Source organism: Bradyrhizobium sp. AUGA SZCCT0105, assembly GCF_018129565.1.
In the GTDB taxonomy this organism is placed as follows: domain Bacteria; phylum Pseudomonadota; class Alphaproteobacteria; order Rhizobiales; family Xanthobacteraceae; genus Bradyrhizobium.
In genome coordinates this window covers 14,586-36,513 of sequence record NZ_JAFCMK010000021.1, presented here as the reverse complement: position 1 = coordinate 36,513, position 21,928 = coordinate 14,586, and the positions used below count along the sequence as shown (strand labels likewise).

Annotated in this window: 19 protein-coding genes; 16 read left to right on the top strand and 3 right to left on the bottom strand. The window is 65.1% G+C overall.

Annotated features, from left to right (window positions below; all coding sequences use genetic code 11):
- Positions 1 to 578: 578 nt before the first annotated feature.
- From tolQ to JQ573_RS39625, 11 genes are all read left to right on the top strand, one after another.
- Entirely contained in the window at positions 579 to 1,292 is a 714-nt protein-coding gene (gene tolQ, locus JQ573_RS39675) for a protein TolQ (protein WP_016846954.1), read from the top strand.
- A 95-nt stretch (positions 1,293 to 1,387) separates the two neighbouring features.
- Positions 1,388 to 1,855 (top strand): biopolymer transporter ExbD, encoded by a 468-nt coding sequence (locus JQ573_RS39670; RefSeq protein WP_212320444.1) that lies wholly within the window; start codon positions 1,388 to 1,390, stop codon positions 1,853 to 1,855.
- A gap of 33 nt (positions 1,856 to 1,888) precedes the next feature.
- A complete protein-coding gene (locus JQ573_RS39665) occupies positions 1,889 to 2,833 on the top strand; it encodes a protein TolA (RefSeq protein WP_212320442.1) in 945 nt (314 codons plus the stop codon).
- A 71-nt stretch (positions 2,834 to 2,904) separates the two neighbouring features.
- A complete protein-coding gene (gene tolB / locus JQ573_RS39660) occupies positions 2,905 to 4,239 on the top strand; it encodes a Tol-Pal system beta propeller repeat protein TolB (protein WP_212320440.1) in 1,335 nt (444 codons plus the stop codon).
- Between the two features lie 184 nt (positions 4,240 to 4,423).
- Entirely contained in the window at positions 4,424 to 6,748 is a 2,325-nt protein-coding gene (locus tag JQ573_RS39655) for a bifunctional diguanylate cyclase/phosphodiesterase (protein ID WP_212320438.1), read from the top strand.
- 169 nt (positions 6,749 to 6,917) lie between these two features.
- Complete coding sequence (locus tag JQ573_RS39650; RefSeq protein WP_212320437.1) at positions 6,918 to 7,652, top strand: N-acyl amino acid synthase FeeM domain-containing protein; 735 nt, start codon at positions 6,918 to 6,920, stop codon at positions 7,650 to 7,652.
- A gap of 270 nt (positions 7,653 to 7,922) precedes the next feature.
- On the top strand, positions 7,923 to 8,417 hold the full coding sequence (pal, locus tag JQ573_RS39645) for a peptidoglycan-associated lipoprotein Pal (protein ID WP_092123460.1): 495 nt from the start codon (positions 7,923 to 7,925) through the stop codon (positions 8,415 to 8,417).
- Positions 8,418 to 8,665: 248 nt separating this feature from the next.
- Complete coding sequence (gene ybgF / locus JQ573_RS39640) at positions 8,666 to 9,700, top strand: tol-pal system protein YbgF (RefSeq protein WP_212320435.1); 1,035 nt, start codon at positions 8,666 to 8,668, stop codon at positions 9,698 to 9,700.
- Positions 9,701 to 9,751: 51 nt separating this feature from the next.
- On the top strand, positions 9,752 to 10,774 hold the full coding sequence (gene tilS, locus JQ573_RS39635; RefSeq protein ID WP_212320433.1) for a tRNA lysidine(34) synthetase TilS: 1,023 nt from the start codon (positions 9,752 to 9,754) through the stop codon (positions 10,772 to 10,774).
- Positions 10,775 to 11,033: 259 nt separating this feature from the next.
- Positions 11,034 to 12,956, top strand: coding sequence for an ATP-dependent zinc metalloprotease FtsH (gene ftsH / locus JQ573_RS39630; RefSeq protein WP_097676103.1), 1,923 nt, complete (start codon positions 11,034 to 11,036; stop codon positions 12,954 to 12,956).
- 12 nt (positions 12,957 to 12,968) lie between these two features.
- Positions 12,969 to 13,382, top strand: coding sequence for a DUF3052 domain-containing protein (locus JQ573_RS39625; RefSeq protein WP_212320430.1), 414 nt, complete (start codon positions 12,969 to 12,971; stop codon positions 13,380 to 13,382).
- A 329-nt stretch (positions 13,383 to 13,711) separates the two neighbouring features.
- Here the strand turns inward: JQ573_RS39625 and JQ573_RS39620 are convergent, their stop codons facing one another.
- Positions 13,712 to 15,208: a hypothetical protein gene (locus JQ573_RS39620; protein ID WP_212320428.1), complete on the bottom strand. Its 1,497-nt coding sequence runs from the start codon at positions 15,206 to 15,208 to the stop codon at positions 13,712 to 13,714.
- 407 nt (positions 15,209 to 15,615) lie between these two features.
- Here JQ573_RS39620 and JQ573_RS39615 point away from each other — a divergent pair, with 407 nt between their 5' ends.
- The gene (locus JQ573_RS39615; RefSeq protein WP_092123472.1) at positions 15,616 to 16,290 is read left to right on the top strand and encodes a TetR/AcrR family transcriptional regulator; all 675 of its coding nucleotides are present in this window, start codon (positions 15,616 to 15,618) and stop codon (positions 16,288 to 16,290) included.
- Positions 16,291 to 16,372: 82 nt separating this feature from the next.
- Positions 16,373 to 16,801 carry an OsmC family protein gene (locus JQ573_RS39610; protein ID WP_212320426.1) on the top strand — a complete coding sequence of 143 codons (429 nt, stop codon included), beginning with the start codon at positions 16,373 to 16,375 and terminating at the stop codon, positions 16,799 to 16,801.
- Positions 16,802 to 16,879: 78 nt separating this feature from the next.
- Here JQ573_RS39610 and pyk read toward each other — a convergent pair whose 3' ends face one another.
- Positions 16,880 to 18,316, bottom strand: a complete 1,437-nt coding sequence (pyk, locus tag JQ573_RS39605; protein WP_212320424.1) for a pyruvate kinase — start codon at positions 18,314 to 18,316, stop codon at positions 16,880 to 16,882.
- Positions 18,313 to 18,924, bottom strand: coding sequence for a DUF1036 domain-containing protein (locus JQ573_RS39600; protein ID WP_212320422.1), 612 nt, complete (start codon positions 18,922 to 18,924; stop codon positions 18,313 to 18,315). Before JQ573_RS39600 ends, pyk begins: the two co-directional genes overlap by 4 nt.
- 198 nt (positions 18,925 to 19,122) lie before the next feature.
- On the opposite strand from JQ573_RS39600, the gene JQ573_RS39595 reads away from it, so the two are divergent.
- The 3 genes from JQ573_RS39595 to JQ573_RS39585 all read left to right on the top strand — a co-directional run bounded on the left by JQ573_RS39595 (position 19,123) and on the right by JQ573_RS39585 (position 21,769).
- Positions 19,123 to 19,425: a DUF1244 domain-containing protein gene (locus JQ573_RS39595; RefSeq protein WP_173638909.1), complete on the top strand. Its 303-nt coding sequence runs from the start codon at positions 19,123 to 19,125 to the stop codon at positions 19,423 to 19,425.
- 174 nt (positions 19,426 to 19,599) lie between these two features.
- Entirely contained in the window at positions 19,600 to 19,872 is a 273-nt protein-coding gene (locus JQ573_RS39590) for a DUF2312 domain-containing protein (RefSeq protein WP_029085502.1), read from the top strand.
- A 133-nt stretch (positions 19,873 to 20,005) separates the two neighbouring features.
- On the top strand, positions 20,006 to 21,769 hold the full coding sequence (locus JQ573_RS39585; RefSeq protein WP_212320419.1) for an adenylate/guanylate cyclase domain-containing protein: 1,764 nt from the start codon (positions 20,006 to 20,008) through the stop codon (positions 21,767 to 21,769).
- The last annotated feature ends 159 nt before the right edge of the window (positions 21,770 to 21,928 follow it).

The following is a 21,928-nucleotide window of genomic DNA, read 5'->3' as shown; positions in this document are numbered from 1 at the left end:
CTGCTCACGGTCCTCAATGCCATGATGCGAGACCGGAAGCCGTACCTGCAGACCAAACCAACATAACAGTTGCCGGCCTTCGCCGGGACGACGATTGTGGATGTAGGCCCTGCCACACGATCGGTGTCGTCCTGGCGAAGGCCAGGACCCATTACCCCAAATCTCAATTGTTGCACGACGCCGGGGCCACGATCCGCTCCATCACCGTTTGCGGTGGTTATGGGTCCTGGCTTTCGCCAGGACGGCGCGGGGAGGGGGCGCCTGGCATCACTATCCGCCGAATCCATTCATCTGCGGAACCCGCCAACCCCCTCCGCCGACGGCATTTCCCGCCTCCAAATTTCCCTTTGGTAACCTCGCCTTAACCATGATTAGCGTTTGGTTAGGGTCGGAATGCCGCGTGAAAAGCCCTCGTTTTGACATGTTGGCAGGGGAAGCAGGGCCCGGCTTTGGACGGCCCCCCATGCGACAGATGCAAGAGGCTTTCGCGCAGTTTCGCCGCGCCTGATGCGGCCGTGGAATCGGTGCCGATTGGCGGCCCGCCTGATGGGGACACTTGCGTTGAGAGGATATTGCCGATGAATCCCGCCGACGTGGCTCAGTCAACTCTGCCACTGGCATCGAGCGATGTGTCGCTGATCGCGCTGTTTTGGCAGGCCCATTGGGTCGTCAAATGCGTGATGTTGGGACTTTTGTCCTGCTCGGTGTGGGTCTGGGCGATCGCGATCGACAAGATCCTGCTCTATGCCCGCACCAAGCGGGCGATGGACAAGTTCGAGCAGGCGTTCTGGTCCGGCCAGTCGATCGAGGAACTCTACCGGGCGCTCTCGGCCAAGCCGACCCAGTCGATGGCGGCCTGTTTCGTGGCGGCGATGCGGGAGTGGAAGCGCTCCTTCGAGAGCCAGTCCCGGTCCTTTGCCGGCCTGCAGGCCCGGATCGAGAAGGTCATGAACGTCTCGATCGCCCGGGAAGTGGAGCGGCTGGAACGGCGGCTGCTGGTGCTGGCGACCGTCGGCTCGGCGGGCCCCTTTGTCGGCCTGTTCGGCACCGTCTGGGGCATCATGTCGAGCTTCCAGTCGATCGCGGCCTCGAAAAACACCTCTTTGGCGGTGGTGGCGCCCGGTATCGCGGAAGCGCTGTTTGCCACCGCAATCGGCCTGATTGCCGCAATTCCGGCGACTATTTTCTACAATAAGTTCACCTCGGAGGTGAACCGGCAGGCCGCGCGCCTGGAGGGGTTCGCCGACGAGTTCTCCGCCATCCTGTCGCGTCAGATCGACGAGCGGGGCTAGAGCATGATCCGGAAAAGTGGAGACCGGTTTTCCGAAAGGATCATGCTCAAACAAAGAACTGAACTTATGATGGTCACTGTTGTGAGCGCACGATCATGGCGATGAGCATGGCAGGGTCCGGCGGCAGTGGCAGACGCCGCCGCGGGCGCAAGCCGGTCATGGCCGAGATCAACGTCACGCCGATGGTCGACGTGATGCTGGTGCTGCTGATCATCTTCATGGTCGCGGCGCCGCTGATGACGTCGAACATCGACATCGACCTGCCGGTCGCGAGCGGCGGCAAGTCGATCTCGTCGAACCAGCCGCCGCTGACGCTGTCGGTGAAGCGCACCGGTGGCGGCTGCAACTCGAATGTCGAACTCTATCTCGGCGACGCGCCGGTCACGGCCGCCGACTTTCCGGCCAAGATCAAGGCGATCGGAGACGCCCGGTCGGATGCTGAAAAGGTGGTCTATCTGCGGGGCGACAAGGATGTCTGTTACACGGATATGATGAAATTGCTCGGGGAGGTCCGGGCCGCGGGATTCAAGGCGAATATCGTCATCATCCCGGAAGGTGGATAGGGCCAATGTGCGGCAAGGCACGGGGAGCCTGATTTGAAGGTCAAGGTCGACAAGACTCTGGCGGCATCGATTGTCCTGCACGTCCTCGTGATCGGGTGGGGCCTCGTGTCGTTTTCGACCAGGGCGTACGTGATGCCTGAAGAGGATACTGTTGCCGTCGACGTGATCTCGCCCGACCAGCTCTCCCATGTCATGGCCGGCCTGAAGGACGGCAAGAAGGAAAATCCCAAGCCGCTGGTCGAGAAGGTCGCTGAGGCCAAGCCGATGGATGATGCCGTCGGCAAGATCGATGACAAGAAGCCGCCGGTCGTGACCGACACCGCGCCGGCGCCGACGCCGAAGGTGGAGAAGCCGGAAGACAAGAAGCCGGATCCGCCGAAGAAGGTCGAGAACAAGCCGGAGAATAAGCCAAAGCAAGAGCCGAAGCCGGTCGAGAAGAAGCCCGATCCGGTGAAGCCCGACCCGATCGCGGAAGCGATCAAGAAGGAAGAAAAGAAGCCGCCGCCGAAGCCGGTCCAGCAGGCCGCCAAGCCGCCGCCGGAGCAGAAGCCGAAGGATCGCGTGTTCGACCAGAGCAAGATCGCAGCGCTGCTCGACAAGCGCGACCCGACACGGGCCGCGGCGACCGGCGATGCGCTCAATGCCAACGCTGCGCTCGGCACGGCGAAGGGCAAGGCCGCCGACAATTCCGCGACCTGGGGCGCGATGTTCAAGCAGCAGGTCGAGCGCTGCTGGAAGAAGCCCTATGGCGGCATCGAGGCGATGCAGACCGAGGCCGTATTCGAGATCAAGCTGAAGCGGGATGGCACGCTTGAAGCCGCGCCGGTGCCGGAAGGCACGCCGGCAACGCCCTATTTGCGCGTCTATCAGGAGAGCGCGCTGCGGGCAATCATCGAATGCCAGCCGTATCGACTGCCGGCGGCCTTCTTCGAGGAATGGAAGTATTTCGCGCCGGTGTTCACGGAACGGAAGACCTGAGGACAACCGCGTCGCCTGGCCAACGGCAAGCAAAGTTACCGACAATGACCAACACGAATGATTTGCGGACCATGAAATTTCGCCTCGACCGTCGACAGATGATCTCCGGAATCGCCGCTCTCGGCGCGCTTGCCGGAAGCCGGAGCGCTTTCGGGCAGGCTGGCCCGAAGCGAATCCCGATTCCAGAAGGCGAGTTTGCGCCGGTGCCGATCGCGATCCCGAACTTCGCCGCCGGCACGCCCGGCGACGCCGAAGTCGGCGTCGGGGTCACGCAGGTGATCACCAACAACCTGAAGCGCAGCGGCTTGTTCGCGCCGATCGATCAGGCCGCCTATCTCGAGAAGCAGATCAACATCGACGCGGCGCCGAACTTCAACAACTGGAAGAGCATCAACGCGCAGGCGCTGGTGACCGGCCGCATGACACGCCAGGGCAACGGGCGCGTGAAGGCGGAATTCCGCCTTTGGGACGTCAACACCGGCCAGCAGCTCGCCGGCCAGCAGTACGACACCTCGGCCGAATACTGGCGGCGGATCGCGCACATCATCTCCGACCAGATCTACGAGCGCATGACCGGCGAGAAGGGCTATTTCGATACCCGCATCGTGTTCGTCGACGAGAGCGGTGCTGCGGATCGCCGCGTCAAGCGCCTCGCGCTGATGGACCAGGACGGCGCCAATGTGCGCTATCTGACCCGCGGCTCGGATCTCGTGCTGACGCCGCGCTTCTCGCCGTCGACGCAGGAAATCACCTATATGGAGTTCGGGCAGGGCGACCCGCGCGTCTATCTGCTCAACATCGAGACCGGCCAGCGCGAGATCGTCGGCAACTTCCCGGGCATGTCGTTCTCGCCGCGCTTCTCGCCCGACGGCCAGCGCGTCATCATGAGCCTGCAGCAGGGCGGCAACTCCAACCTGTTCGTGATGGATCTGCGCTCGAAGTCGATGACGCGGCTGACCGACACGCCGGCGATCGACACCTCGCCGTCTTACGCGCCCGACGGCACGCGGCTCTGCTTCGAGTCCGATCGCGGCGGCAAGCCGCAGATCTACGTGATGCCGGCAACCGGCGGTGCGGCCCAGCGCATCTCGTTCGGCGACGGCACCTATTCGACGCCGGTGTGGTCGCCGCGAGGCGACTACATCGCCTTCACCAAGCAGGGTGGCGGGCAGTTCGCGATCGGCATCATGAAGCCGGACGGCTCCGGCGAGCGCATCCTGACCTCGGGCTTCCACAATGAAGGCCCGACCTTTGCGCCGAACGGGCGCGTCGTGATGTTCTTCCGCGATCCCGGCGGCAACAGCGGTCCGTCGCTGTTCACCATCGACGTCTCCGGGCGCAACGAATTGCGGGTGCCGACCCCCGGTTTTGCCTCCGATCCCGCCTGGTCGCCGCTGTTGTCGTGAGGCCCGCGCAGAGCTGCTCCGGGGAACTCCGGAGCGGTCGGCACTTCTTACCTAGCGCACTGAAACTTATGCCGAATTTCGGTTGTCAATGGGTCGTGGCAACGACTCGCTAACGATGTTCCCTCAGAAAGACTTCACCTGCGACCAGTAAGAGTGCGAGCTGAAAAGGACGCGCGCTCTCACAATGCAGTTTGCAAGTCAGACGGGAGAACCGGACCAGTCGATGTCGCCGACGATCTCGGCGGCGCTGGTCGATTCCCTGTTCATGAACCCCGCGCCCATGATCTTCGGCGCCTTCGGCCCCGCCATCGCGGGCGCCGTGATTGCGTTCGTCACCGGCAATCTGCTGTCCTGGTTGTGTGTGCCGCTGTTCATCGTGGTGGGTCTGGCGCGCGCGCTGCAGATGTACCGCTATCAGCAGCGCAATTCCGGTCTCACCGTCGAAGAGTCCGTGACGTGGGAAAAGCGCTACCGGATCGGCAGCCTCGCCTACGGCATCACGCTCGGCCTCTGGGGCGCAGCCGTGCTGCTCACGACCAGCGATGCCGCCGCGCACATGCTTTGCGTGACCACGGTGGTCGCCTACACCTCGGCGGGGGTAGGGCGGACCTTCGGCCGGCCGCAAATCTTCCACCAGCATCTGTTGATGTCGATCGGTCCCCTGATCGCGGCGCTGATGTATGTCGGCGGTCCCTATCACATCGCCCTTGCGCTGCTCAGCCTGGTGTTCTTCAGCGCCATCCGGCACCTCACCTCCAGCCTGCAGCGCATCTACGTCAACGCCTGGATCGCCAAGGAGCGCGAGGCGGCGCTGGCGGGCCAGTTCGATACCGCCCTGAACAACATGCCGCACGGCCTGTGCATGTTCCGCGGCGACGGACGCCTTGCGGTGATGAACCACCGCTTCATCGAGATGATGCAGCTGTCCGACGATTTCGTGCAGCGCGGCGCCAGCGCGACCGACATCTGCAATGCCTGCGTGCTGTCCGGCGCGATCTCGGCCGCGGCCGCACAACAGATTCTCTACGAGATCGAGAGCTCGCAGCGCGGCGACATCGTCACCAGCGACCCCGATCCGGCCCAGAACCGTTCGCTGGACTGGACGTTCCAGCCGATGGCAGGCGGCGGCACGGTCTTGCTGGTCGAGGACATCACCGAGCGCAAGGACGCCGAGGCCAGGATCAGCCATCTCGCGCGCTACGACGAGCTGACCGCGCTGCCCAACCGCGTCAATTTCCGCGACGAGATCGGCCGGCTGCTGGCCATGCAGCACGGTGACCATCGCTCCGCGTTGCTGTTCGTCGACCTCGACCAGTTCAAGCAGGTCAACGATACGCTCGGCCATCCCTGCGGCGACCAGCTGCTCTGCGCGGTCGCCGAACGGCTGCGCGAGATGCTGCGTCCGGAGGATTTTGTTGCCCGGTTCGGCGGCGACGAGTTCGTCGTGTTCCAGCAGAACATCCATTCGCATGAGGACGCCGCCGCGCTGGCGCGGCGCATCGTCGACCGCCTCAGCGAGCGCTACAAGATCGACAACCATCTGGTCGAGATCGGCGCCAGCGTCGGCATCGCGATGACCGCGCCCGGCGTCGGTGCCGACACGCTGCTGAAGAACGCCGACATGGCGCTCTACCGTGCCAAGGCCGACGGCCGCGGCACCTTCTGCTTCTTCCGCGACGAGATGGCCCAGACTGTCGAGGCCCGCCGCATCCTCGAGCTCGATCTGCGCAAGGCGCTCGCCAACGAGGAATTCGAGCTGTTCTACCAGCCGCTGATCAACCTGAAGTCCGGCAAGGTCTCGACCTGCGAGGCGCTGCTGCGCTGGAACCATCCGGTGCGCGGCACGGTCTCACCGGTCGACATCATTCCGGTCGCCGAGGACATGGGCCTGATCGTCGATCTCGGCCGCTGGATCCTGCGCAAGGCCTGCATGGAATGCATGAAGTGGCCGGAAGCGGTCAGCGTCGCGGTCAACTTCTCGCCGCAGCAGTTCCATCAGCGCGACGTGCTGAGCGAGGTCCGCTACGCGCTCGAGGTCTCCGGTCTGCCGGCGCAGCGCCTCGAAATCGAGATCACCGAATCCTCGCTGCTGCACAACACCGAGCTGACCCACGACGTGCTGTCGCAACTGCGCTCGCTCGGCGTGCGGATCTCGCTGGATGATTTCGGCACCGGCTACTCGTCGCTCAGCTATCTGCACAATTTCCCGCTGCAGAAGGTCAAGATCGACCGCTCCTTCCTCGAAGGCATCGACAGCGACCGGCCGCTGACCTTGCTGCGCGGCGTGGCGCGGCTGTCCGCGGACCTCGGCATGTCGGTCGTGGTCGAGGGGATCGAGACCAACGAGCAGCTCGAACTGATCAGCGCCGACGGCGCTGTGACCGAAGCACAGGGATACCTGTTCAGCCGGCCGGTTCCCGCCGTCCGCATCCGCCAGCTGCTCAATGCCTCGCACGGCCGACGGGCCGACGACCAGCTGCACGTGGTTCCCTCGCGCTCGATCGCTTGATCTAGCGCAATTTCCTCAATCGATAGTTGTGGGAGCCTTCGACCGCTCGAAATGCACCCTTGCGGTCAGAGGTTAACTGTATTGCCTCGATTGCTTTGACGAAAATTAAGAAGCTGTTAATCTTTTGGCTCGCGCGTTGAAGTTGTTGGGTTGTTGAGGGGATTACCACATGAGGTCCGCGGCCGAAGCCATCAAGCCCGCGACAGGAAGGCTTGCGGACCCTCTCGATCAAGTCGACTACCGTCTCGCTCAGACCCCCGAACAGAAAGACGAAATCTACCGGCTGCGTTACCGTGCCTATCTGCGCGAAGGCGCGATCCGGCCCTCGGCGGACGAGCGCGTCGTCGATCAGTTTGACGATGCGCCGAACGCCTGGGTGTTCGGCGTCTATCTGCAAGGCGAGCTCTGCAGCTCGATCCGCATCACCGTGGCGACACCGGAGTGGCGCTCCTCGCCGACGCTCGACGTATTCGGCGATGTGCTGCTGCCGAAACTCGATCAGGGTCTGGTCTTCATCGATTCGACACGCTTCGTCGCGGACCCCGACAAGGCGCGGAACAATCCGGAACTGCCCTATGTCACGGTGCGGCTCGGCTCGACCGCGGGCGTGCATTTCAACGCCGATTACGGCCTGGCGCCGGTCCGGCCCGAGCACATGGCGTTCTACCGGCGTGTGTTCCTGCACGAGACCTGGTCGGAGCCGCGGCTCTACCCGGGGCTCGTGAAGCCGGTCGGGTTAATGGCGTCGCATCTGCCGACCGTGCGGGAACGTGTGCTCGCCCGCTATCCGTTCCTGCGCTCGAGCGCCTTCGAGCGGCGGATGCTGTTTGAGCGGGAAGGCCAGTTGCAGCCCGACGGTATCGTCCGGCCGTTCGAGCGCGCCTCGATCGTGCCGAATCCCTGAGCAAACCGGCGTTCTGATCAATCTGACATCGATCGACTGTTGCGCGCGGGCTAAATTGTCCTGCAAAGGCGGCCGGTTCCCGCGAACCTTGCCTTCCCTTCACCATCGCGCCACATTTGCCACCCATTAACCATCGGGGGCGCTTTTCGCCATTGCCTGGCATTTGATCGGGTTGAGCAAGGTCTCGTCAAGGTTGACGGAACGTTCGCTTAACCATCGCCCTGTAGACCCAATGGACAGTACGAAGAGCGTGAGCGTGGAGGCTCCGGAATGAAACATCAGATGCGTATCCTCCAGGGTATGAAGCTGGCTGCGGTTCTGGCGGTGGCGTTGTCGATGGGTGCCTGCGCCAACAAGAACCCGCTGGACGCCAATGGCGCGATTGGGGGCGCCGCGACCCCGGGCAGCCAGCAGGATTTCGTGGTCAACGTCGGCGACCGTGTGTTCTTTGAGAGTGATCAGACCGATCTCAGCCCGCAGGCGACAGCGACCCTCGACAAGCAGGCTCAGTGGCTGCAGACCTACAACCGTTATTCCTTCACCATCGAAGGTCATGCCGACGAGCGCGGCACGCGCGAATACAACATCGCGCTCGGTGCGCGGCGTGCCCAGTCGGTTCGCGCCTATCTCGCTTCGCGCGGCATCGATCCGAGCCGCATGCGCACCATCTCCTACGGCAAGGAGCGCCCGGTCGCGGTCTGTAACGACATCTCGTGCTGGTCGCAGAACCGCCGCGCCGTTACCGTGCTGAACGCCAGCTCCTGACGCGATCCTGGACGAGTTTTCCAAGCCGGCGCCTTCGGGCGCCGGTTTTGTTTTGGCCGCGTGAGAGCCTGACCCGGCTTCATCAAGATGAACGAAGCTGCGTGCAATTGGCCGCTTGCTTGTTCCACCGTCCGTACTAAACCGATATCCGCGACGCTGTCCCGGATTTGAACTGCAAGTCACAATTCTGGCGTACTCCGTCCCTCAAAGTCGCGCGCTTTTCACGTCGATCTCGTCGTCAGGGCAAAATGTCATCCAGGCTTCATTTTCTTTCCTCCGCCGCGGCGATCGCGGCGTTGTTCGCCGTTTCCGCACCAGCGTTTGCCCAATCCGACGATTCCGATGCCGAGATGCGGATCGAGCGGCTGGAGAATCAGCTGCGGCAGCTGACCGGGCAGAACGAGGAACTGCAGTACCGCAACCGCCAGCTCGAGGAGCGCCTGCGCCAGCTCGGCGGCCAGCCGCCCGGCCCGAATGGGCAGCCTCCGGCGGCACAGCCCGGTGTCGCGGCGGTGCCGCCGGCGCAGCAGGGGTACCCGCAGGCGCAGCCCGGCTACGCCCAGCCGCAGCAGGGGTATGGGCAGCCGCAGCAAGGAAACGGCCGGCAGCCGCAGGGCGGCTATGACCAGCAGCAGATCGCGGCGCCCGCCCCGATCGTGCAGGAGCCGGCGCCGGCGGCAGCTCCCGGCCGCCGCGGCCGCGGCGATGCCTTCGATCCGACCCAGAATCCGAATGCCCCCGGCGCTCCGCGCGTGCTCGGCGGCCAGATGCCGATGCAGAGCGATGCGGCGGTCGGCGCGCCCGGCGGCCGCGGAGCGGGCGAGCCGCTCGAACTCGGCAACACCAGCCCGCAGCGGGCGCCCGGCGCGAGCGCGGCCCTGACCACATTGCCGCCGTCGGCGACGCCGAAGGACGAGTTCGACCTCGGCATCGGCTACATGCAGCGCAAGGACTATGCGCTCGCCGAAGAGACGATGAAGAACTTCGCCACCAAGTATCCGAGCGATCCTTTGGTGGCGGATTCGCAGTACTGGCTCGGCGAAAGCTATTTCCAGCGCCAGCAATACCGCGATGCTGCGGAAACCTTCCTCGGTGTGACCACCAAGTTCGACAAGTCTGCGAAAGCGCCCGACGCTCTGCTGCGGCTCGGCCAGTCGCTGGCGGCGCTGAAGGAAAAGGAAGCCGCCTGCGCCGCATTCGGCGAGATCACGCGGAAGTACCCGCGCGCGTCCGGCGGGGTCAAAGCGGCGGTTGACCGCGAGCAGAAGCGCGTGAAGTGCTAAACCAGCCGGGGGAGGCCGCTTCCGGCCTTTCCGCGACCTGCTGGTTCTGTGATGTCCAACGACCAATCCGCCATCCCGGCAAGCGACGCCAAGCGCCTGTTCGCAGGCCTGGCGCGCGCGCCGGCGATCGTGCTGGCGGTGTCGGGCGGTCCCGATTCAGTGGCGCTGATGTGGCTGGCCGCGCGCTGGCGCCGCGCGCTGGCGCAGGGACCGCGGCTGGTGGCGGTCACCGTCGATCACGGTCTGCGTGCTGAAGCGGCCCGCGAGGCCCGCGATGTCAAACGGCTGGCGCGAAGCCTCGACCTGCCGCATCACACCTTGCGCTGGAGCGGGCCCAAGCCCAGTACCGGTCTGCCGGCAGCCGCGCGTGAGGCGCGCTATGGCCTGCTCGCGCAAGCCGCGCGCAAGCACGGCGCGACGCATATCCTGACCGCGCACACCCGTGACGACCAGGCCGAGACGCTGTTGATGCGGATGCTGCGTGGCAGTGGCGTCGCGGGCCTCTCGGCGATGGCGCGCGAGACCGAGCGCGACGGCGTCATGCTGACGCGGCCGTTGCTCGATATCTCGAAGGCGCAGTTGGTCGCAACGCTGAAGAAGGCGCGCATCGGTTTTGCCGACGATCCGACCAACCGCGATCCGTCCTTCACGCGGCCGCGGCTGCGCGCGCTGATGCCGCTGCTGGCGGAGGAGGGCGGCGACGCGCGGAACCTGGCACGGCTCGCGGCGCGGATCGCGCGCGCCAACGCCGCGCTGGAGGTGCTGGTCGACGGCGCCGAGCGCTATCTTGCGTTGAAAAGCGAGGATAACCTCGACGCGGCGCTGTTCGCGGTGATGCCGGAGGAGATCCGCCTCCGTCTGCTCAAGCGCGCCATCGATCGCACCGGACATGAGGGGCCGGCCGAACTCGGCAAGGTCGAAACCCTGCTCGCCGCGGTCGATGAGGTCGTCAATCAGCCCTTGGGAAAGCGCGAATCCAAGCTGAAACAGACGCTTGCCGGAGCGGTGATCAGCGTCGCCTCCGGCCGCATCAGGATTGGTCCGGCGCCGCCTCGCCGGGCCCGTTCCCGCTGAGCCGGGTTCGATTGTTTCAAGCGCTGTCATAATCCGCCAAGGTGGCTTAACCACCCCGGAAAAACACCGGATTCTGCGTCATTTTTTGACCGGGAATTGGGCTAGGATGCGGTAAATAGTCGTGCGTGGTTCCCTTGGCATCGACCCCAGCGGCACCTAGATTGTAGGGCATCGACGGGATGGATTCCCTGGGGATTCCCACAGAGCCTGCCCAAGGATTAGAGAGAGGCCGCGATCCGCGCGACCACGAAGGAAGACCATGAACGCCAATCTGCGGAATTTCGCCCTCTGGGTCATCATTGTCCTGCTGTTGCTGGCGTTGTTCACGCTTTTCCAGAATCCTGGCCAGCGCTCGTCGTCCTCGGATATCTCGTTCTCGCAGCTTCTCACTGAAGTCGATCAGGGCCATGTCCGCGACGTCGTGATTCAGGGGCCCGAGATTCACGGTACCTTCAACAACGGTACCAGCTTCCAGACTTACGCGCCGAGCGATCCGTCGCTCGTGAAGCGGCTCTATGACGCCAAGGTGCAGATCACCGCGAAGGCGCCCGGCGACAACGTGCCGTGGTTCGTCTCGCTGCTCGTCTCCTGGTTGCCGTTCATCGCGCTGATCGGCGTCTGGATCTTCCTGTCGCGGCAGATGCAGGGCGGCGCCGGCAAGGCGATGGGCTTTGGCAAGTCGCGCGCCAAGATGCTGACCGAGGCGCATGGCCGCGTCACTTTCGAGGACGTCGCGGGCGTCGACGAGGCCAAGCAGGATCTGCAGGAGATCGTCGAATTCCTCCGCGACCCCGGCAAGTTCCAGCGGCTCGGCGGACGCATTCCGCGCGGCGTGCTGCTGGTCGGCCCTCCCGGCACCGGTAAGACGCTGATCGCGCGCGCGGTGGCGGGTGAAGCCAATGTGCCGTTCTTCACGATCTCCGGTTCTGACTTCGTCGAAATGTTCGTCGGCGTCGGTGCGAGCCGTGTCCGCGACATGTTCGAGCAGGCCAAGAAGAACGCGCCCTGCATCATCTTCATCGACGAAATCGACGCGGTCGGCCGTCATCGCGGCGCCGGCCTCGGCGGCGGCAATGACGAGCGCGAGCAGACGCTGAACCAGTTGCTGGTCGAGATGGACGGCTTCGAGGCCAATGAAGGCGTGATCCTGATCGCGGCAACCAACCGTCCCGACGTGCTCGATCCCGCGCTGCTGCGTCCGGGCCGCTTCGACCGCCAGGTCGTGGTGCCGAATCCGGATGTCGTCGGCCGCGAGCAGATCCTCAAGGTTCACGTCCGCAAGGTGCCGCTGGCGCCGGATATCAACCTCAAGACCATCGCGCGCGGCACCCCGGGCTTCTCGGGCGCCGACCTGATGAACCTCGTCAACGAGGCTGCGCTGACCGCCGCCCGCCGCAACAAGCGGATGGTGACGCAGGCCGAGTTCGAAGAGGCCAAGGACAAGGTGATGATGGGCGCCGAGCGCAAGTCGCTCGTCATGACCGAGGAAGAGAAGTTGCTGACCGCCTATCACGAGGGCGGCCATGCCATCGTCGGCCTCAACGTCGTCGCGACCGATCCGATCCACAAGGCGACCATCATTCCGCGCGGCCGTGCGCTGGGCATGGTGATGCAGTTGCCGGAGCGCGACAAGCTGTCGATGTCGCTGGAGCAGATGACCTCGCGCCTCGCCATCATGATGGGTGGCCGTGTCGCGGAAGAGCTGATCTTCGGCCGCGAAAAGGTGACCTCGGGCGCCGCCTCCGACATCGAGCAGGCGACCCGCTTGGCCCGCATGATGGTGACGCGCTGGGGCCTCTCGGAAGAGCTCGGCACCGTCTCCTATGGCGAGAACCAGGACGAGGTGTTCCTGGGCATGTCGGTCTCGCGCACCCAGAATGCGTCGGAGGCGACGGTCCAGAAGATCGACTCCGAGATCAAGCGCTTGGTCGAGGAAGGCTACAAGGAAGCGACCCGGATCCTGACCGAGAAGCACGGCGACCTCGAAGCCCTGGCCAAGGGCCTGCTCGAGTTCGAGACACTGACCGGCGACGAGATCATCGACCTGCTGAAGGGCAAGAAGCCCAACCGCGAGTCCGTGCTCGAGCCGTCGACGCCGCGCGCCTCCGCCGTGCCGCCGGCCGGCAAGTCGCGCCCGCGTCCCGATCCGGACACCGGCATGGAGCCGCAGCCGCAGGCGTAAGCTTCGCCCGCCATGGCCGGCACGTCCGGCAAACCGATTGTGCAAAAGCTCGGCTTCAAGCCGGGCTTTTGTATTTTTGTCGACGGGTTGTCCGTTCCCTATGGCGACATCGTCGGCGAACTGCCTGCTGATGTACGGATCGCGAAGACCGCGCGGGCGCCGCTCGATGCCGTGCATCTGTTCGCCGCCGAGGCCAGGGGGCTGGCCGCCAAGCTGCAGCGTTACCGCGAGGCGATCGCACCTCGCGGCATGATCTGGGTGTCGTGGCCGAAGAAGAGCTCAGGCGTCGCGACCGACCTTGATGACAGGGCGGTGCGCGAGATCGGGCTCGCGTCCGGCCTGGTCGACATCAAGGTCTGCGCCGTCGATGCGGTGTGGTCGGGGCTGAAATTCGTGATCCCGGTCAAAGAGCGCGGCAAGCGCTGAGATCGCCGCGGCGAATAGGCTTGGCCTCCGTTGGGGCGCGTCAAGGTCAACACCTCGCCGGCCGACCATGTGCCGGTCGACCAGATGCAGCTGATGCGCTTCAACGGCAAGACCTGGGATCGCTTCGGCGAGCTCCAGACGGGGAATTGAGGTCGGAGATCGATCGCGGCGCTTGATTCCACGCTCCGTCATCCTGAGGAGCCGCGAAGTGGCGTCTCGAAGGATGAATCGGCCACAGTGTGGCCGTGCATCCTTCGAGGCTCGCTCCGCTCGCACCTCAGGATGACGGGATAAGCTGTGCGCGGTTCCTAACGGGGCAATTGCGCAGGCTAGTTCGATCCCTCAGTCGCCGGCGGTGCGCGAGCATCATCCGATCGCACATGGATGACGGCGATGTCGTCTCTATAGAGCCGCTTCCAGCCCTTGAGGTGGTCCAGCGCGTTTCCGGCCGGAGAGTCTGAGCTCAGCAGCGTGGCGTCGATCCGGTATTTGTCGAGCAGGTCCAGCAGCTTGCCGACGTCGCGGGCATCGAGCGCGGCGTAATAGTCGAGCACGAATTGCTCGCCGTAGAGCTCGGCGCGGCCGTCGATGAACACCTTCATGTCGCGGCTCACCATGTAGCCGCCGAACGGCGCGGTGCTGAACACGCGCTGCGCCTTGTGTTGCTGGAGGACGTCGACCGCGGCAACCGGCGAGAACACCGGCAGGAATTTGAACTCGTGCTGCGCGACGAACATCGTCGTCGTCACCCACGCTCCGATCACCATCGCGATAGTAGCCAGGATCGTGACGACGGGGACGGCGCGTCCTTCCTCGAAGCGGGCGGCGCGGACGCCTGTCATTCCCCATTGTTCGGCGATCGGCTTGGCGAGCACCAGCGGCGCGATGAACGCGAACACCTCGATGTTACGGATATGGCTCAGCGCCATCCAGATCAGCCCGAGCAGCAACAGGATCCGCGGCACCGACAGGGTCAGCCCGCGATAGCACATGACGCCGATCAGGCCGAGCAGCGTGGCCTCGAAGAAGCTGGGCTTGCTGAAATCCGCGGGCAGCCATTCGCCGATCATCGACAGCAGCTTGCCGAGGCTGAGGATCTTGGTCGCACCCAGCAGGCTATTCCAGCCATAGGGCGTCACGCAGCTCGCGGCCAGCGCAGCGACGCCGAACAATCCCCATCGCACGATGAGTTGACGGCGGCGGCTCGGCTCCGCGCTCCACACCGCCTCCAGTCCGATCGGCCCGATCAGCGCCAGGCCGAGCACGAAGCCGCCATGCAGATTGGCCCACAGCGCCATCAGCGGCAGCAGCCACCATGACGGATGGGTGCGGCGATCCGCGGCCGACATCAGGCCGCCGATGAACGCCAGCAGCACCGGCAGCGCGAGCACATGCGGCCGCGCGAAGAAGTGGATCGTCGACAGCAGCAGCGCCAGCGCCGCGATCAGGAGTGCACGCGCCGGATCGAAATACGGGCTCAACAGATGCAGGAAGATCGCGACCGACGCGCCGATCGCGATCGACGTCAGGATCACCGGCCCGGCCCAATCGCCGCCGTATACGAGGGCGTACGCCACCTGCGACAGCCACGAGCTCGAGATCCAGGGCTCGCCGAAACGGGTGAACGAGAACACGTCTGATGTAGGCATTGCGCCATGTTCGAGGATCCACTGTCCGACCTTGATCTGCCACTCCGTGTCGGAATCGCGCAGCAGGATTTCACCGGCGGAGAGATAGAACAGATAGGCGCCCACGGCGGCGCACAGCGGCAGCAGTCCTCGCACCGCGCTACGGCTGCTCACGCTGCTGGTGATGGAGAGTGACATGCGCTTTCTTGGTTCGGCCGGGGACATCGAGGCAACGCCACACGTGGCGTCGGGCGCACTCGACCACGGCTTCCGATAAATTCGGGTAAATGCGACCGCGATGTCGTGGGTCCGCGCGAGATCGGATGTCTCGATTTCGAGCAATCATCTTGGCGCGCGATTTACCATCGGAAGCCCGATCCGGACCTGAGTGCCGTCGGCACCTGGCGCTGCCGTCGGCCGGAGGGCCCGCCAGTTCGGAGGTGGCGTGCGGCCGTCGCAAAATCCTTACAATTCCAGCTTGTCATTCAGTCTGAATAGTTGTTCACTTCTTCAGGCGGTTGCGGGATCAATCGTTCAAAACATTGAAGATGCGTGTGTTCTGCCGGTGGGCGCCGGCCAGGGCACACGGTGGGGGACGGAATGCCATGGTCTACCGGCGAACTCATCAGGTCGTGAAGCGGCTGGCTGCCCGGCGCAGCGCCATCCTGTCGGCTGCGCGCGACGCGGCGGCGGCGGGCGGCATGGCCGCGGTCCAGATCGCACCCGTCGCGGTGCGGGCCAATGTCGCGGCCGGCACCGTCTATCGCTATTTCCCGTCGAAGGCCGAGCTGATCTCGGAATTGATCACCGAAGTCTCGCGTGACGAATTGTCCGCGATCCGGCGCGCCGCAGAGGCCGCGCCCGGACCGTCATCGGCGCTGGCGGCCGCGGTGACGACGATTGCGGTCCACGTGCTGTCGCAGCGCAAGCTGGCCTGGGGCATCCTGGCCGAGCCGGTCGATGTCGACGTCACCGCCTCGCGCCTCGCCAGCCGCCGCGATATTTCCGGCGAGCTTGCCATGCGCATCGATGCCGCCGTACGCGCCGGACATCTACCGGCGCAGGACACGGGGCTGGCCGCCACCGCCTTGCTCGGCGCGCTGCACGAAGCGCTGGTCGGCCCGCTGGCGCCGGCCAATCTCGACGATCCGATCAAGCTGCGCGATGCAGTGCAGACCGTGACGCTGCTCGCGCTGCGCGCGGTCGGTGTGATGGACGCGCGTGCCCGTGGCCTTGTGGTGCAGGCGACGACCCCGGCAAAGGCGCTGGTCGGGGCCTGAGATCGCGACTGCGCGGCGAACACTTCCGTCGCATTGGCGTTGTAGGTTGAGGCTGGGTTCAACCAATCTCACGGAGCAACGCATGACGACGACCCACGGTTCGGCCAAATGGCAGGGCGGCATCAAGGACGGCAAAGGCGCGATCTCGACCAAGAGCGGCGCGCTCTCGGACTACCCCTATGGCTTCGCCAGCCGCTTCGAGGGCAAGCCCGGCTCGAACCCCGAAGAGCTGATCGGCGCGGCGCATGCCGCCTGCTTCACGATGGCGCTGTCGCTGATCCTGGGCGAGGCCAAGCTGACGGCCGAGCACATGGAGACCAAGGCCGACGTGACCCTGGAGAAGGTCGCCGACGGCTTTGCCATCACCGCCGTGCACCTGACGCTATCGGCGAAGATCCCGGGCGCCGATAACGCAACGTTCCAGGAATTGGCCGCCAAGGCCAAGGCCGGATGTCCGGTGTCGAAGCTGCTCAACACCAAGATCACGCTCGACGCGGTGTTGCAGGGCTGATTGCGGCGCGACGGGTTAGAGCGCTTTCGAGCGAAGCGGGCACCGGTTCGCATGAAGAAAACCCGTTAAAACGAGAATCTACAGCTGCGCGTCGCCGTTCGGTCCGACCGAGGCGATGCGCAGCATATTGGTGGTGCCGGGCGCGCGGAGCGGCACGCCGGCGACGATGATGACGCGCTGGCCGGCCTTGGCAAAGCCGTCCCGGAATGCAATCGAGCCGGCGCGTTCAACCATGTCGTCGAGATCGTGCGCGTCCTCGGCCACCACGCAATGCACGCCCCACACCACTGACAGCTTGCGCCCGGTGACGAGGTTCGGCGTAATCGCGACCACCGGCACCTTGGGCCGCTCGCGCGCCACGCGGATCGCGGTCGAACCGGATGACGTCCAGCAGATGATCGCCGACAGATCGAGCGTCTCGGCGATCTGCCGCGCGGCGTCGGCAATGGCATCGCCCACCGTCGCCTCGGGATCGACGCGCTGTGCGTTGATCATGCTGCGATAGGTCGGATCGCGCTCCACCTCCTCGCCGATCCGGTTCATGGTCGAGACCGCTTCGATCGGGAATTTGCCGGCGGCGGATTCCGCCGACAGCATGATGGCGTCGGCGCCCTCGTAGACGGCGGTGGCGACGTCGGAGACCTCGGCGCGCGTCGGCACCGGCGCCTGGATCATCGATTCCAGCATCTGGGTTGCGACCACCACCGGCCGGCCGGCGCGCCGCGCCATCCGGATCATCTGCTTCTGCAGGCTCGGCACCCGCTCCAGCGGCAGCTCGACGCCGAGATCGCCGCGCGCCACCATCAGCGCGTCCGCCACCTCGATGATGTCGGCGAGGCGGTCGATCGCCTGCGGCTTCTCGATCTTGGCCATCACCGCGGCACGGCCGCGGATCATCTTCTTGGCCTCGATCACGTCCTCGGCACGCTGCACGAAGGACAGCGCGACCCAGTCGATCCCTTCCGGCAGCGCGGCTTCCAGATCGGCGCGGTCCTTGGGGGTCATCGCGGAGACCGGCAGGTCGGTGTCGGGCAGGCTGACACCCTTGCGGTCCGACATCTTGCCGCCGATCACGACGCGCGTGACCGCGCGGTTGGGCGAGGTTTCCTCGGCGATCAGCCGCACCTTGCCGTCGTCGAGCAACAGCGCGTGGCCGGGGCGGAGCGCGGCGAGGATCTCCGGATGCGGAAGCTGGACGCGGCTGTTGTCGCCCGGCGTCTTGTCGGAATCCAGAATGAAGCTCTGGCCGTTCTTGAGCTGGGTCGACCCTTCCGCGAAGGCGCCGACCCGCAGCTTCGGCCCTTGCAGGTCGACCAGGATGCCGATCGGCCGGCCGTAGCTCGATTCGACATTGCGGATGGTCTTGACCAGCTCCCGCATCTTGTCATGCGGGGTATGGCTCATGTTGATGCGGAACACGTCGGCACCCGCCTCGAACAGCTTGCGGATCATCGCGCTGTCTGAGGAGGCCGGGCCGAGCGTTGCAAGGATCTTGATTCGGCGCAGTCGTCTCATTGTTTGTTTCCGGGTGGTGCGGCTGGCGGCAGACCCGACGCGCCCGGAGGCGCTGCGCCCGGCGGCGGGTTGGGCAGGCCCGGCATCGCCCCGGGGCTTCCCGGAGCCACGCCGCCCGGCATTCCCGGTACTTTCTGCGGCTGTTGTTCGTTGGCTTCGGTCAACTGGACGGTCCATGCACGCTGCTCGCCGGTGTCGACCTCGAAGAAGCCGGTGCGGTCAAAACCCCGCGCCAGGCAGTTCTCGGTGCCCTTGATGGTGAATTCCTTGTCGCGCGAGCACATGAAGGCCTGGCCGGACCATTCGCCGCCGCGATCGTAGTCGAGAGCGTAGATGTAGTAGTAGCGCGCCACAAGATTGCCGCGCAGCAGGGTCTCGCAGGTCCGCGACGACACATTCCACCAGCCTTCCGTGGTCCAGCCCTCGGCGTCCTTGTAGCCGAGCGCGATCCCGACCCGGCTCGACGTGTTGTTGCAGAGCCGGAAATCGGCGGCCGCCGGGCTCGTCCACAGGCATGCCGCGACAAGCGCCAGCACCACCGGCAGGATGCCGGCCAGGATCAGGCGGGTGATGCGGGGAGCTGAGGCGAGAGAATCTGTTGGGCTCATGCGGCGAAGCTATATCAAATCATTGTCGATTTCGCGTGCCCGGCAGGCACTGTCAACGGGCGGGCGCCCGTCCCCACACGCTGCGGGACCGTGGCCAATGTGGCCGGACAGATCCGTATTGCGCGTCGATATGGCAAAATCTGTGACAATTCCCACCTGATATCAATATGGTGAGCGCATCACACCGGGATCACGATCATGAGCATTGACGACAAAACCAGAACAGAACTCGAGGCCGCGGTGTTCCGGCGCCTCGTCGATCATCTGCGCAACCGGACCGATGTGCAGAACATCGACCTGATGAACCTTGCCGGCTTCTGCCGCAATTGCCTGTCCAACTGGATGAAGGAAGAGGCCGACGCCAAGGGCCTTGCGGTGAGCAAGGACGAGAGCCGCGAGGCGGTCTACGGCATGCCCTATGAGGAGTGGAAGGCGAAGTTTCAGGGCGGCGCGACGCCGGAGCAGCTCGCGGCGATGAAGAAGGCCCAAAGCGGGCACTAATTCCCGATTGATGTGACGCCAGTTCCGTGGCCATCAGCATCTCCTGTGGGCGCGCTGTGGATGAGCGCGATGTTTCCTTGACGGGACGTGCTCCAAAATCGAGGGTCGCCCGCAACAAGCGGTGCGCGTGGCGCGTATTCGCGCGACATTTCATTGCCATTTCAGGAGTACGCGATGGCCACCACGTCTGCCGCCGTTCAGGATGAACCCGCAACGCGATTTGCCAAGGACCAGCTCAAATCCATCATCGAGCGCATCGAGCGGCTGGAAGAGGAAAAGAAGACCATCTCGGACGATATCCGCGACGTCTATGCCGAGGCCAAGGGCAACGGCTTCGACGTCAAGGCGCTGCGCACCATCGTGCGCCTGCGCAAGCAGGATGCCAACGAGCGCCAGGAGCAGGAAACCATCCTGGAGACCTATATGCAGGCGCTCGGGATGCTCTGAGGCGGCAGGCGGGCCGGTCTGGCGTCGCCAAGGCGGCCCGGCCGAGGTAACTCGCCCAATCCTCTCGGCGAGGCTTGGGTGAAATCCCGGGATTTGCTACACTGCCGGTGAGGTAACCGGGCAGAGCGTTCAAATGGACGTGCCAGGACCAGAGCGTCGGCTCGCTGCGGTCCTCGCCGCCGACATGGTCGGCTTTAGCCGCCTGATGGAGGCTGACGAGACGGGCACCCTTGCGCGCCTCAAGACCCATCGGATCGAGCTGATCGATCCGGCCATCAGCAAAAATCGCGGCCGCATCATCAAGACCACCGGCGACGGCCTGCTGGTCGAATTCCACAGCGTCGTCGATGCGGTGTTGTGCGCGGCCGAGGTCCAGCGCCGGATGGCCAAACGCAACACCGACGTCGCGCCGGCGCGGTGGATGCAGTTTCGCATCGGCATCAATCTCGGCGATGTGATCGTGGACGGTGCCGACATCTTCGGCGACGGCGTCAATGTCGCCTCGCGCCTCGAGGTGTTGGCCGAGCCCGGCGGCATCTGCATTTCCGGCGCAGTCCGCGATCAGGTCGGCGATCGCCTGGAAGATCTGAGCTTCGAGGATCTCGGCGACCAGACCGTCAAGAACATCGCGCGACCGATCCGGGTGTTCCGCGTCCATCTCGAATCGGGCGCCAGATCCGCTACTGACCATCCGAGCGCGGCGGCCGCCCCTGTCGTCGCCAAGAAGCCCTCGATCGCCGTGCTGCCGCTCGTCAATATGAGCGGCGATCCCGAGCAGGAATTCTTCGCCGACGGCCTCACCGAGGACATCATCACCGAGCTGTCGCGCTTCCACGATCTGCTCGTGATCTCGCGCAACTCGACCTTCGTGTACAAGGGCAAGGCGGTGAAGGTGCAGGACGTCGCGAAGGAATTCGCGGTCGACTATGTGCTGGAAGGCAGCGTGCGCAAGGCGGGCGGCCGGATCCGCGTCACCGTGCAGCTGATCGACGCCGAGGCCGACCGGCACGTCTGGGCCGAACGCTACGACCGCGAGCTCGCCGACATCTTCGCGATCCAGGACGAGATGACGCGCGCGATCGTGTCGACCTTGCCGGGGCGTGTCGAGGCCGCCGCCCATGACCGCGTCAAGCGCAAGCCGACCGACAACATGGCGGCCTATGAGTGCGTGCTCGCCGCCAAGGTGCTGCATCATCGCTCGGCGCGCGACGACAATGCGGAGGCGCAGCGTTTGCTCGAGCGGGCCATCGTGCTCGATCCCAACTACGCCCATGCGCACGCCTGGCGGGCCTGCGTGCTCGGGCAGACCTGGGTCTACAATTGGTGCGACGACCGCGACGCGACCTTCGCGCAGGTGGCGGCCGAGCTCGAGATCGCGCTCAAGCTCGACGACAACGACAGCGACGTGCACCGGATCCTCGCCGCGCTGAACCTCAACCGCGACGACCACGACAAGGCGGCCTTCCACCAGGAGCGCGCGCTCGCGCTCAATCCCAACTACGACCTCGTCGTCGTGCAGCAGGGCGAGCTCCTGACCTGGCTCGGGCGGCCGGAGGAGGGCATCGACTGGATCAAGCTGGCGATGCGCCTCAATCCGTTCCATCCGGAGCGGTTCTGGAGTCATCTCGGCCGCGCCTGCTATTGCGCCGAGAAATACGCCGACGCGGCCGAGGCGTTCTCGCGGATCACGCGGCCCGACCACACCCATCACGCCTTCCTCGCTGCGACGTTGGCGCAGATGGGCAACGCGGTGGCGGCTTCAGCCCATGCCACCGAAGTGCTGAAGCGTGAGCCGACCTTCTCGGTCGCCGCTCACCTGGCAACCCAGCACTACAAGCGCGCGCCCGACCGGGCGCGCTATGAGGCCGGCCTGCTCAAGGCAGGGCTGCCGGCCTGATCCTCAGGATCGCGCGGCGCGATCGTCGGCGTTTGCAGTGCAGCTCTACCCCTCTCTCGCTACGCCAACTCATGAACGAGCTTCATGATTGTTGAAAGCGTTTCGCTTGTTGTGCGCGGCGTTCGCGGGTTGAAGTCAGCCACCAGGCATCGTTGGGAA